Raw genomic sequence first — 12,187 nt, 5'->3', positions numbered from 1 at the left:
GAGGAACCACCATGACCACCTCGCGCGAAATCCGCCTGAAGAGCCGTCCCGTGGGCGTGCCCCAGGTTTCCGACTTCGACCTGGCCACCGTCGAGCTGGCCGCGCCGGGCGATGGCGAGGTCCAGGTCCGGAACCTGTGGATGTCGGTCGACCCCTATATGCGCGGCCGCATGTACGATCGCCCCAGCTATGTGCCGCCGTTCCAGATCGGCCAGGCCCTGCAGGGCGGCGCGATCGGCGAGGTCACGGCCTCCAACGATCCGGACTTCAAGCCGGGCGACATCGTCAACTCGATGTTCGGCTGGCGCGAGGCCTTCAACGCCAATCCGAAAGCCCTGGCCGCCGCCGGCATGGGCGCGATCACCAAGGTCGACACGCAGGGCGTGCCGCCCCAAGCCTTCCTCGGCGTGGCCGGCATGCCGGGCATGACCGCCTATGTCGGCCTGCTGAAGATCGCGGCGCTGAAGGACGGTGACGTGGTGTTCGTCTCGGCGGCCGCCGGCGCGGTGGGCTCGATCGTCTGCCAGATCGCCAAGCTGAAGGGCCACACCGTGATCGGCTCGGCCGGCGGGCCCGAGAAGGTGGCGTTCCTGAAGTCGATCGGCGTCGACCACGTCATCGACTACAAGGCCACGCCCGACGTCGTCGCCGAACTGGCCAAGGTCGCCCCCAAGGGCATCGACGTCTATTTCGAGAACGTCGGTGGCATCCACCTGGAAGCGGCCATCAACTCGGCCCGCCCCTTCGCCCGCTTCGCCCTGTGCGGGATGATCTCGCAATATAACGAGACCGGTAAGGCCGAGGGCCCGTCCAACATCATCCTGGCCGTCGGCAAGAGCCTGCGCCTGGAGGGCTTCATCGTCTCCAACCACTACGACCTCTATCCGCAGTTCGCCAAGGACATCGGCGAGTGGATCAAGGCCGGCAAGATCACCTGGAAGGAAACCGTCGAAGACGGCGTCGAGCGCGCCCCGGACGCCTTCATCAAGCTGTTCTCGGGTGAGAACATGGGCAAGATGCTGGTGAAGCTGGGCTAGTTCTCGCCATCGCCTGGGGGTAGATGACGCCATCTGCCCCCAGGAGATTCCGCATGCCCGTCGCCCACCTCAAGCGCTGGAACATCTCGATCGGCGACGGCCAGCCGCTGGCGGTGATCGCCGGCCTGAACGTGCTGGAGAACCTGGACCTGGCGCTGGAGGTCGGGACCGAGCTGAAGGCGATCTGCGCCGACCTCGGCCTGCCCTATGTCTTCAAGGCCAGCTTCGACAAGGCCAACCGCTCGTCGATCAAGAGCTATCGCGGCCCGGGCCTTGAGGAAGGCCTGAAGGTGCTGGCCGAGGTCAAGCGCCAGCTGAACGTGCCGATCTGCACCGACCTGCACGAGGTCGAGCAGGCCGAACCGGTCGCCGCCGTCGCCGACCTGGTCCAGGTCCCCGCCTTCCTGGTGCGCCAGACCGACCTGATCGTCGCCACCGCCCGGGCCACGGCCGCCCAACAGGGCATCATGCACGCCAAGAAGGCGCAGTTCATCGCGCCCTGGGACTGCAAGAACATCATCAGCAAGGCCCGCGAGGCCGCGCCGGACCTGGAGATCATGCTGTGCGAGCGCGGCGCCTCGTTCGGCTACAACAACCTGGTGGTCGACATGCTGGGCATCGCCGAGATGCAGGCCCTGGGCGTGCCGGTGTCGATCGACGCCACCCACGCCGTGCAACTGCCGGGCGCTGATCCGCGCACCGGCGGGGCCTCGACGGGCGGTCGCCGCGCCGGCGTGCCGATCATCGCCAAGGCGGCCATGGCGGCCGGGGCCGACGCGATCTTCCTGGAATTCCACCCGGACCCGGACAAGGCCCTGTGCGACGGCCCCAGCTGCCTGCCGCTGGATGGCGCGGCGGCGCTGCTGAAGACCCTGAAGGCCCTGCACGAAGTGGTGCGAGCGTAAGCTCGCGGCTCCGTGATCGCGCGTGAGAATTCGGCTCTTCCCGGTCGAAATCACGCGCGACGAGTCGCCAGGCGGCGGGCGTTCAATCCCCTTTCGGCGCTCCCGCGCCGCGCGAACGTGATGAGCTTCACGGCCTAGCTTGATAACCCTTTCCGAATGGTCGAGCTTAGAGAAATTTAAGAAATCCTATAAATTACAGCCAATTACAGAAATTCCCCAAATCGGCGAGCCTCCGCTACGGAAGGCGTCACCAAGGTTTTTTCTCGCAACTGCGAAATCCGCGTGATTTCCGGTAGCGAATTTGTGATCGAAGTTTTACTCTAGGCGGAACCGGCGACCTTCCACGCCGGAACAGCCCCGAGATTTGCCGACATGAGCGATCGCTCCAGCCTCTTCGACGTGCGCTCTTCCACGAGCGTGACCCTCGATCAGGTCGTTCGCCGTGACACGGTGGAAATCCCGGCCGAAGTGCCGCTGGCCATGCCGGTCCAGCCGCTGGGCTTCTGGCAAGGCGGTTCGCGCCGCGCCGCCGCCGTGGCCGCCAACATGACCATGCGCCGCTGGGTCGTGGCCCTGGCGACCATCGTCATGGGCTTCGCCGGCTGGAAGGCCACCTTCGACACCATCGCGCTTGGTGGCGTGACCCGCCTGGAAGGCGTGGTCCTGACCCTGCTGGCCCCGCTGTTCCTGGCCCTGTCGCTGTGGTTCTGCACGGCCGTCGCCGGCTTCATCATCCTGCTGGGCAAGCCCAAGGATCCGCTGGGCATCGACGGCGAGGCCCCGATGCCCAAGCTGCACACGCGCACCGCCATCCTGATGCCGGTGCACAACGAGGACGCCGCCGCCGTCTTCGCTCGCCTGCGCGCCATGGACGCCTCGGTCGCCGAGACCGGTATGAGCCGCCACTTCGACATCTTCGTGCTCAGCGACACCCGCGACGCCCAGGTGGCGCTGGCCGAGCAGGCCTGCTTCGCCCGCTTCCGCCGCGAGGCCCACAGCAACGTCTACTACCGCGTCCGCAAGGAAAACACGGGCCGCAAGGCCGGCAACGTCGCCGACTGGGTGCGCCGCTGGGGCAGCGCCTACGAGCACATGCTGGTCCTGGACGCCGACAGCCTGATGACCGGCGAGGCCATGGTCCGCCTGGCCGACGCCATGGAGCGTCACCCGGGCGCCGGCCTGATCCAGACCATGCCGATGATCATCAACGGCCAGACGATCTTCGCCCGCACCCTGCAGTTCGCCACGCGCCTGTACGGCCGCGTCGCCTGGACGGGCCTGGCCTGGTGGTCGGGCACGGAGAGCTCCTTCTGGGGCCACAACGCCATCGTCCGCACCCGCGCCTTCGCCGAGACCTGCGGCCTGCCCCACCTGGGCGGCCCCAAGCCGTTCGGCGGCGAGGTGATGAGCCACGACGCCCTGGAAAGCGCCCTGCTGCGCCGCGGCGGCTGGAGCGTGCACCTGGCTCCATACCTGGAAGGCTCGTACGAGGAGAGCCCCTCGAACCTGCTGGACTTCGCCACCCGCGACCGTCGCTGGTGCCGGGGCAATGTCCAGCACGTGCCGCTGGTCGCCTTGCCCGGCCTGCACTGGATGAGCCGCATGCACCTGGTGATCGGCGTGCTGAGCTACGCCCTGTCGCCGCTGTGGTTCATCGCCCTGTCGGCCGGCATCACCTCGCGCGCCCTGATGCCCGAGCTGAAAAAGGCGGCCTTCACCATGGCCGACCTGCAGGCCGCCGCCCACGCCCTGATCGACTGGCGCGAGATCCAGGCCACCGCCTGGGCCATGATCATCACCTTCCTGCTGCTGTTCGGCCCCAAGATCATGGGTTCGATCCTGGTCTTCAGCCGCAAGGCCGAGATCAAGGGCTTCGGCGGCAAGCGCCGCGTCGCGGCCGGTCTGGCCGTCGAGATGCTGCTCTCGGCCCTGGTCGCCCCGATGCTGATGTTCACCCAGACCCGGGCGATCGTCGAGATCATGGCCGGCAAGGTCGGCGGCTGGGCCACCCAACGCCGCGACGCCGACAAGGTCAGCTTCAAGGAGGCCTCGGCCGCCATGGGCTGGATCAGCGCCACGGGCCTCGTCTTGGGCGGCATGTTCTGGTTCACGCCGGACCTGTTCACCGCGACCGCCCCGATCCTGCTGGGTCTGGTCCTGGCCGTGCCGCTGACCATGCTGGGCGCCAACAAGATCGCCGGCCTGAAGGTCAAGACCAATGGCCTGTTCATGACCCCGGAAGAGCGCCGCCCGCCGGCCATCGTCCGCGCGGCCCTGGGCACCGCCGCCGAGCCGCCGATCCGCTGGTTCGCCCGCGACGGTCGCCCGATCGGCCCGACCACCAAGATCCGCGACGCGGCCTGATCTCGCCGCTGAAACGCTCCAGAGCCCGTCCGAAAGGACGGGCTCTTTTCGTTTGCGGGCCGCTCCCGGGCTGGCCCTGAAGTTCGCGCCGGAGTAGAAGCGCGGCTTCCTGTCCTTCCCGGGGAGCCGCGTATCGTGTCGCGTCTGTTCAGCGCCTATGTGATCGTCGACTGGAGCGCCGCGGCCAAGCCGACGACGGGCGCCGACTCCATCTGGATCGGCGTGCTCAAGCGCGACGTGCGCTTCCGGCTGACCTTCGAGAGCTTCAACCCCGCGACGCGTGGCGAGGCCGAGACGAAGCTGGCCGCCATCCTCGACGACCTGAAGAAGCGCGGTGAGCGGGCCCTGGTCGGCTTCGACTTCCCGCTGGGCTTCCCGCGCGGGCTGTCCAAGGCGCTGTCGCTGCCCGGCGAGACCGCCTGGCGCGCGGTGTGGGACCAGCTGGCGAAGATGGTCAAGGACAAGGCCGACAACACCAACAACCGCTTCGGCGTCGGCTCGGAGATCAACCGTCGCCTGACCGGCGGGCCCTTCCCGTTCTGGGGCTGCCCGCCCAAGGACGCCCTGACGACCCTGCAGCCCAAGCGCCCGCGAGAGCATGGCGCGGATGACCTGCCCGAATTCCGCTATGCCGACGAGGCCGCCAAGGGCGCGCACTCGATCTGGAAGCTCTACTACAACGGCTCGGTCGGTGGTCAGGCGATCATGGGCATCCCGGCCGTGCGCCGCCTGAAAGACGCGCGCGGCGACGCCGTGCGGGTGTGGCCGTTCGAGACCGGCTTCAAGACCCTGACCGAGGCCGACCTCGAGGGCGTCGCCGTGGTGACGGCCGAGGTCTATCCGTCGCTGATCAAGCCCGCCCCTGTGCACGGCGAGATCAAGGACCTGACCCAGGTGCGCACCCTGGCCGAGCACTTCGCCAAGCTGGACGAAGCCGGCAAGCTGGGCGCGGTGTTCGATGCGCCCAAGGGCCTGTCCGAGGAAGCTCTGGAAGCGGCCGCGACCGAAGAGGGCTGGATTCTGGGGGCCTAGCCCCCCTTCTCTTCCGCCAGCTTGCGGTCCCGCCAGTCCAGCATCCGGAACCTGAAGAGCAGGAAGCCGGCGGCCAGGAAGCTGGTGATGATGATCGAGATCAGCACCCCGTTCAGGCCCATGCCGCGCGGGATCGCCAGCCACCAGGCCAGCGGTCCCATGACCAGCGCGTAGCTGATCAGGTGGGTCACCGTCGGGATCCACACCTCGCCGCGCGCCCGCAGAGCCTGAGCGGCCACCACCTGCACCGCGTCGGGCGCGAAGAACAGACAGGCCAGCGCCATCGCCGGCAGGATCAGCGTCATGGCCGCCGGGTCGGTCGTATAGGCCAGGGCCACCCAGTGCTTGGCCGGATAGAGCAGCAGGCCAAACAGCGTCCCGATCACCGCGATCACCGCGAAGGCGATCCAGCCGGCCCGCTTCATCCCTTCCGGATCGCGCGCGCCATAGGCCCGGCCGACCTGCACGGCGGTGGCCGTGGCCACGCCCAGCGGGACCATGAAGACGATGGCCGAGACGTTCAGCACCACGGTGTAGGCGGCCACGGCGAGGCTGCCGATCCAGCCGCAGATCAGGTTCATGCCGGCGAAGGCCGAGACCTCGAAGAAGTTTGACGCGCCCGCGCCGTAGCCGATCTTGCGCTGCTCGATCTCCGCGGCCTTGTTGCGGGCCGGCTTGTCGAAGACGCCCAGCTCGCGGGACTCCTTCATGCGCAGGACATAGATCGCCAGGGCCACCGCCAGAGCGGTGCGGGCCACAAAGGTCGACCAGGCGCCGCCGACCGCGCCCAAGGCCGGCAGGCCGAAGGTGCCGGGCACGAACAGCAGGTTGGCGGCCAGGTTGACGACATTGGCCAGCCACATCATCACCGCCCCCGGCGCCGGCCGCGCCAGGCCTTCCAGCCAGAAGGTCAGCACCACCGAGATCGCATAGACCGGCAGCGACAGCGAGAAGACGATCAGCGGCGCGGTCGCCCCGTCGGCCAGGCCGTCCTTCAAGCCCATGGCGTGCAGGAACAAAGGCCCGAACAGCGCCAGCAGCGCCGCCGAGCCCAGGCCCAGCCAGGCGCCGTAGCTGAGGCCCCGCCGCAGCACCGCGCCTGTCTCGTGCGGATTGCCGGCTCCGATGGCGCGGGCGGTCATCACCTGCACGCCGACCAGCAGGCCGACCGTGGCGGTGACGAACACCGAGGTCGGGGCCCAGGCCATCGCGTGGAAGCCCAGTTGCCGGGCCGAGAAGTGGCCGACGACGATGGCGTCGGTCAGGCCCATGACCATGATGCCCAGGCGCGACAGCACGACCGGCCCCGCCAAGCGGAGCAGTTCGAGCAGATCGGTCAGAATGGGGCCGCGCGGCCGCTCCGAGGGGAGCGCCGTTCCGGCCGCGTCGCGCGGCATGGTGGTCACCAATGTCAAAGAAGGGGCGCAACCTGACCCATGCCTGCTTTTGCGGCAACCCGCTTTCGGCAAGGCTTGGAACATCGAGAGCAGCCAGCGGTTCTTCGGGTCAGCCCTTCAGGAGCGCCCGATGTCCGAGACCCAGACCCCCGAGTTCGAGCAGACCGGCGACCGCATCGCCCAGGCCTATCGCGACATCCAGGCCCCGCTGGACGCCAAGGAGGAGCGCTCGTTCAAGCCGAAAGAAGAGGACCCCAAGCGCAGCCGCGCCATGCAGGCCGGCGCCCGTCCCTACCCGGCTCCGCCCTACCCCGAGCAGCACCAGGCCAAGCCCGGCGACGAGGCCGCGCTCGATCCCGCCCCGATGTACGACGCGCCGTTCTACAGAGGCTCGGGCAAGCTGGAGCACAAGGTCGCCCTGATCACCGGCGCCGACAGCGGCATCGGCCGGGCCGTGGCGGTGCTGTTCGCCCGCGAGGGCGCGGACGTGGCGATCGGCTATCTGAACGAGGACCACGACGCCAACCTGACCCGCATGGCCGTCGAGGCCGAAGGCCGCCGCGCCATTCTGCTGCCCGGCGACGTCGCCGATCCGGCCTACGCCAAGGCGGCGGTCGAGAAGACAGTGGCCGAACTGGGCCGCCTCGACATCCTGGTCAACAACGCCGCCTTCCAGGAGCACGTGCTCGACTTCGAGGACCTGACCGAAGAGCACTTCGACCGCACCCTGCGGACCAACCTCTACGGCTATTTCCACATGGCCAAGGCGGCGGTGAAGCACCTGCCCAATGGCGGCTCTATCATCAACACCGGCTCGGTCACCGGCCTGCTCGGCAACAAGGACCTGCTGGACTACTCGATGACCAAGGGCGGCATCCACGCCTTCACCCGCTCGCTGGCCACCCACCTGATCGAGAAGGGCATCCGCGTGAACGCCGTGGCGCCGGGTCCCGTCTGGACCCCGCTGAACCCGGCCGACAAGCTGGGGCCGGACGTCGCCCAGTTCGGGGCCAAGACCCCGATGAAGCGCGCCGCCCAGCCGGAGGAGATCGCACCGGCCTACGTGTTCCTCGCCTCGCCCCAGACCGCCAGCTACATCACCGGCGAGATCCTGCCGATCATTGGCGGGTATGCTGGAGGCTAGTGCGGCCAAACCTCCGCCAGCACCTTGGCCTGGCCGTCCTTGAGGCTGACCTCCATCGACGGCTCCTCGGGCTTGCCGGCCGCGAACAGTTCGTAGATCAGCATGCCGTCGGCCTGCTTGCTCTCGATCACCCGCACCGGCTTGATCGCCTTGCCCGAGGCGGCGGCGGTGTCGCGGACGATCTTCGGCGCATTGGCCCAGGCGACGTCGCGCTGGGTCTCGACGATCTCCCAGGCGCCGTTCTTCTCCAGCAGGTCGAACTCGATCTCCGAGCCGTCGGGCATGTGGCCCTCGACGTCGTAGTAGCGGCGGTCCTCGCGCTCCTTGAACTCGGCTTCCTTGATGGTCAGGCCCGGCGCGGCGGCCTTGACGACCGAGACCACGGCGGCCGGCAGGTCCTTGGCGGCGACCGGGGTGATCTTGGTCTCGGCCATGGCGCCCAGCGCGAAGGACAGGACCCAGAGGGCGGGGTGGCTCATGGCGATCTCCTTGAAGGGACGCCCGACCCTAAACCGACGGCGGCGTGCTATGCACTCGACTCAATTCAGGGAGTCGAAAAAATGGCCCGCCGCGTCGCGCTCGTGTCCTTGCTGGTCGCCGACTATGACGAGGCCATCGGCTTCTATGTCGGCAAGCTGGGCTTCACCCTGGTCGAGAACACCGACATGGGCCACGGCAAGCGCTGGGTCGTGGTCTCGCCCGGCAGCGACGGCACCAACTTCCTGCTGGCCCGCGCCACCGGCGACCAGGCCGAGGCCATCGGCCGCCAGGGCGGCGGACGCGTCTGGCTGTTCCTGCACACGGACGACTTCGCCGGCGACCACGCCCGCATGAGCGCCGCCGGCGTCACCTTCCTGGAAGAGCCCCGTCACGAGGCCTACGGCACGGTGGCGGTGTTCGAGGACCTTTCCGGCAATCGCTGGGACCTGCTGCAACCCAAGAATTGAGACATTGATGCGCCGACTGCTGACCCTGCTTGCGGCGGTCGCCGCGCTCTCCGTTTCCGTCGCCGAAGCCGCCCAACCTTCTCCAAAAGGAATGGCCAAGATCCGCGTGCTCTATCTCGACCAGTCGGTCGGGTTCGTGCACAGGCCGGTCGCGCGCCCGGCCAACAGCAACGGTCCGACGCAGTCCGAGATCGCCCTGGCCGAGATCGGGGCCAAGACCGGCGCCTTCACCGTCGAGTCCACCCAGGACGCCCGGGTGATCACGCCGGAGAAGCTGAAGAGCATCGACGTCCTGATCTTCTACACGACCGGCGAGCTGCCGATCTCGGCCGAGAACTGGGCGGCCGTCCAGAAGTGGGTCGAGAGCGGCAAGGGCGGGTTCGTGGGCCTGCACAGCGCCACCGACACCCACTGGGACTATGCCGGCCCCGGCCAGACCTACACCGCCTTCATCAACGGCAAGTTCGCCGGCCATCCTTGGACGCAAGGGACCCCGATCACGGTCCAGGCGCTGGGCGGCAAGGACCCGGTCAACACCGCCTGGCCGGCCCGCTTCCCCTATGCCGAGGAGATCTATCAGTACTCGGACTATGACCCGACCAAGGTCCGCGCGCTGCAGGCGCTGGACTTCACCGACATGGCCCTGAAGCGCCCGTGGTTCGTGCCGGTCACCTGGACCCGCCAGATCGGCCAGGGCCGCCTGTTCCAGACCAGCATCGGCCACACGCCCAGCACCTGGAACGACCCGCTCTATCGCGCCCAGATCCTGGAGGCCGTGCGCTGGACCGCCCACCGCAAGCCGGGCGCGGCCAAGCCCAATCCGGACGAGCAGGCCCTGTGGGCCCTGCGCTCGCTGTTGGCCTATGACGGCCGCCCCAAGGCCGAGGTCGAGGCGCGCCTGGCCAAGCTTTCCAAGGCCGATCCGGCCTGGCTGCGCGACGCCGCCGCGCGCACGGCGGCCCTGCGTCCGCTGTGGCCCGCCAAGCCCGACAGCGACAAGGCCCCGTTCGACGCGGCCTACAAGGCGGTGCTGGACGACGTCGTGGCGAAGTCGGGCGGCTAAGCCTCGCCGAAGGCCTCGGCAGCGTAGGTCCGCAGCTGGCTGGCGATGTCCGCCGGCCAGGCCTGGATCCGCGCCTCGAAGCCCGCATCGTCGCCGGCGAACAGGGCCCGCATGGCCTCCTCGAAGTCCGGCAGGTCGCCGCCGATCGCCGAGGCGAAGCGGTAGGCCGCCTCGCGGGCGGCGCGGATACGGTCAGGGCCTTCGCTGGCCCGGCGCGCGGCCTCGACCAGCTTGCGCAGGGCCACCGAGGCGCCGCCGGGCTGCGAAGCCAGCCAGTCCCAGTGGCGGGGCAGCAGGGTCACCTCGCGCGCCACCACGCCCAGCTTGGGACGGCCACGTCCACGCGGGGCCTCCTCCGGCGGCGCAAGACGCACGGCCAGGGCCTCGGGTCCGCCGCTGAGGTCGAAGTCCACCGACCGGCCCGTGGGGTCGAAGATCAGCACCCCCGCCTCGCCGATCAGCCTCTGCGCCGCCAGGGCCGCGTCTAGGCGCGAACCGACCGCCACGCGGGCTTGGCCGTGGAACACGACAAAGAGCTCGTCCATCAGTTCAGCCCCGTGGCGTTCAGCGCCTGGACCCAGTGGGCGCGGCGATCCTTGAGTTTCGAGGTCTTCATGGCCCCGTCTAGGCCCTCGGTGTCGACCACTTCGACGGCCTCGAACACGAAGGCGTCCGCGCCATGGGTGTTCCAGGCGGCCTGCAGGGTCTTCTCGCGATGCGAACCCAGACGCAGCGAGAACCACACGCCGTTCTGACGGTTGGACAGGTCCGGCGCCACGCCGACCCACGCCTGGCCGGTCGGGACGCAGCGCACGGCGTAGATGCCGGCCTCGACCTTGCGTTCCTTGTATTCGCGCAGCAGCGCCTTGCGTCCGGACATGCTCATCTCCTCGGAGACGCGCCTTTTACCCGGATGAAATGCAAAGTCAATATTGCCCGGGTATTATCCTTCGGCAGCGCGGAAGGCGACGTAGCCCCGCTCGACCAGACGCCGGGTCGCCTCATAGGCCGCGGCCAGCTCCTCATAGGCCGTGCGCAGGTGGGCCAGACGGGCGACCTGGGCCTCGGACAGCGTAGCGCCCGCGTCGGCCATCGACGCGGCCTCGGCCACCCACTTGGCGCGGGCGGTCGCGGTGGCCACGGCCAGGCGCTGGAAGCGCCCGGCGTCGGCGTGCGGCACGGTCGCGCCTAGCACCGCCTTGTTCGAGGCGAAGGCGGTATAGTCGATCTGCTCCAGATAGCCGCGCAGGCGGCGTTGGACCTGGGGATCGACGTCGTTGGGCTCGAAGTGGTCGCCGGTGCGGCGGGTGCTGGAAGTCATGATCGCCATGACGGTCTCCATCCGGCCGAGATCGGCCGTTCTGACAGGAAGCCTGCGCCTCACAGCTTAAGGACGGGTTGAGGCGCGATGCGACGTATCGACTGACGCGGAGGTTGATTTATTACAGATGTAGCATAAGCTCCAACCAACCAAGGAGCTCCCATGCGCTGGATCGCCGTTGTCGTCGCCGTAGCCCTCGCGAGCGCGCCCCTGCCCGCCCTGGCTGGACCGACCCAGACCATCACCCAGTTCAAGGTCTCCGAGCAGGAAGCCCAGGACCAGGAGGTCCTGAAGAAGGCCTATCAGGCCGGCTCGCTGCAGGCCGCGAAGGCGTTCGAAAAGGATCTGGCCACGGTCCTGAGCCACGCCCCGGCCAGCTATCCGCAAATCGAACGCCAGGGCGACACGACCATCGTCCGCTCGCGCTCGGGCACGACCGGCATGAGCGGCGCGATCCTGATCAGCGCGCTCAACGGCAAGGAGGGCAAGTCGGGAACCGTCGCCACCAGCCTCAACACCTACGCCATGGCCGCCCTGCTGCTGGGCTCGATCGCCAACGAGCGGCGCGACCCGCGCGCGGCCATCGCCTATCTGGACAAGGGCCTGGCCTTCCAGCCCGACAACCTGGCCCTGATCACCGAGAAGGGCGGCGCGCTGGTGGTGCTGAAGCGCTTCTCCGACGCCCTGGATCTCTACGAAAGCGCCGAGAAGATCGACTTCATCACCAAGCTGCTGGAGCCCGGCGGCGAGGCGCGGGTGCTGCGCGGCAAGGGCTTCGCCCTGATCGAGCTGAAGCGCTTGGACGAGGCCCAGGCCGCCTATGAGGCGGCGCTGAAGCTGGAGCCCAACCACGCCGGCGCCAAGGCCGAGCTGGAGTACATCCAGAAACAGCGCCGCGGCGGCCCACAGGCCGATATCGGCCTGGTCACCGGCGACAAGGCCAAGGACGGCGACGCCGCCCCGGCCAAGCCATAACC

Annotated in this window: 13 protein-coding genes; 8 read left to right on the top strand and 5 right to left on the bottom strand. The window is 68.7% G+C overall.

All coding sequences use genetic code 11. The annotated features are described in order from the left end of the window. The first annotated feature begins 11 nt into the window (after positions 1-11). The 4 genes from AC07NI_RS19360 (at position 12) to AC07NI_RS19345 (ending at position 5,338) form a co-directional block, all read left to right on the top strand. Positions 12-1,037, top strand: a complete 1,026-nt coding sequence (locus tag AC07NI_RS19360) for an NADP-dependent oxidoreductase (protein WP_494622068.1) — start codon at positions 12-14, stop codon at positions 1,035-1,037. A 53-nt stretch (positions 1,038-1,090) separates the two neighbouring features. After that, the gene (kdsA, locus tag AC07NI_RS19355; RefSeq protein WP_494622066.1) at positions 1,091-1,942 is read left to right on the top strand and encodes a 3-deoxy-8-phosphooctulonate synthase; all 852 of its coding nucleotides are present in this window, start codon (positions 1,091-1,093) and stop codon (positions 1,940-1,942) included. A 372-nt stretch (positions 1,943-2,314) separates the two neighbouring features. Beyond that, a complete protein-coding gene (gene mdoH / locus AC07NI_RS19350; RefSeq protein WP_494622064.1) occupies positions 2,315-4,306 on the top strand; it encodes a glucans biosynthesis glucosyltransferase MdoH in 1,992 nt (663 codons plus the stop codon). 135 nt (positions 4,307-4,441) lie between these two features. Continuing rightward, on the top strand, positions 4,442-5,338 hold the full coding sequence (locus AC07NI_RS19345) for a cobalamin biosynthesis protein CbiG (protein WP_494622062.1): 897 nt from the start codon (positions 4,442-4,444) through the stop codon (positions 5,336-5,338). Here the strand turns inward: AC07NI_RS19345 and AC07NI_RS19340 are convergent. Then, positions 5,335-6,753, bottom strand: a complete 1,419-nt coding sequence (locus AC07NI_RS19340) for an MATE family efflux transporter (protein WP_494622060.1) — start codon at positions 6,751-6,753, stop codon at positions 5,335-5,337. The genes AC07NI_RS19345 and AC07NI_RS19340 overlap by 4 nt on opposite strands. A gap of 112 nt (positions 6,754-6,865) precedes the next feature. On the opposite strand from AC07NI_RS19340, the gene AC07NI_RS19335 reads away from it, so the two are divergent. Continuing rightward, positions 6,866-7,879, top strand: a complete 1,014-nt coding sequence (locus AC07NI_RS19335) for an SDR family oxidoreductase (protein ID WP_494622058.1) — start codon at positions 6,866-6,868, stop codon at positions 7,877-7,879. On the opposite strand, the gene AC07NI_RS19330 is transcribed toward AC07NI_RS19335, so the two are convergent. Further along, positions 7,876-8,313, bottom strand: a complete 438-nt coding sequence (locus AC07NI_RS19330; RefSeq protein ID WP_494622277.1) for a hypothetical protein — start codon at positions 8,311-8,313, stop codon at positions 7,876-7,878. The genes AC07NI_RS19335 and AC07NI_RS19330 overlap by 4 nt on opposite strands. Before the next feature lie 126 nt (positions 8,314-8,439). On the opposite strand from AC07NI_RS19330, the gene AC07NI_RS19325 reads away from it, so the two are divergent. Both AC07NI_RS19325 and AC07NI_RS19320 read left to right on the top strand, forming a co-directional pair. Further along, positions 8,440-8,826: a VOC family protein gene (locus AC07NI_RS19325; protein ID WP_494622056.1), complete on the top strand. Its 387-nt coding sequence runs from the start codon at positions 8,440-8,442 to the stop codon at positions 8,824-8,826. A 7-nt stretch (positions 8,827-8,833) separates the two neighbouring features. Further along, positions 8,834-9,889 carry a ThuA domain-containing protein gene (locus AC07NI_RS19320; protein ID WP_494622054.1) on the top strand — a complete coding sequence of 352 codons (1,056 nt, stop codon included), beginning with the start codon at positions 8,834-8,836 and terminating at the stop codon, positions 9,887-9,889. Here the strand turns inward: AC07NI_RS19320 and AC07NI_RS19315 are convergent. The 3 genes from AC07NI_RS19315 to AC07NI_RS19305 all read right to left on the bottom strand — a co-directional run bounded on the left by AC07NI_RS19315 (position 9,886) and on the right by AC07NI_RS19305 (position 11,219). After that, on the bottom strand, positions 9,886-10,434 hold the full coding sequence (locus tag AC07NI_RS19315) for a DUF2239 family protein (RefSeq protein WP_494622053.1): 549 nt from the start codon (positions 10,432-10,434) through the stop codon (positions 9,886-9,888). The genes AC07NI_RS19320 and AC07NI_RS19315 overlap by 4 nt on opposite strands. Then, positions 10,434-10,769, bottom strand: a complete 336-nt coding sequence (locus tag AC07NI_RS19310) for a GIY-YIG nuclease family protein (protein WP_494622051.1) — start codon at positions 10,767-10,769, stop codon at positions 10,434-10,436. Before AC07NI_RS19310 ends, AC07NI_RS19315 begins: the two co-directional genes overlap by 1 nt. 63 nt (positions 10,770-10,832) lie before the next feature. After that, complete coding sequence (locus AC07NI_RS19305; protein WP_494622049.1) at positions 10,833-11,219, bottom strand: hypothetical protein; 387 nt, start codon at positions 11,217-11,219, stop codon at positions 10,833-10,835. A gap of 153 nt (positions 11,220-11,372) precedes the next feature. Between AC07NI_RS19305 and AC07NI_RS19300 the strand changes: the two genes are divergently transcribed. Continuing rightward, positions 11,373-12,185, top strand: a complete 813-nt coding sequence (locus AC07NI_RS19300) for a tetratricopeptide repeat protein (RefSeq protein WP_494622047.1) — start codon at positions 11,373-11,375, stop codon at positions 12,183-12,185. Positions 12,186-12,187: the final 2 nt, after the last annotated feature.

This window comes from Caulobacter sp. GW821-FHT10E02, from assembly GCF_059415225.1.
Note: the sequence above shows the minus strand (reverse complement) of the source record. Positions and strands in the feature narration are given on the sequence as shown.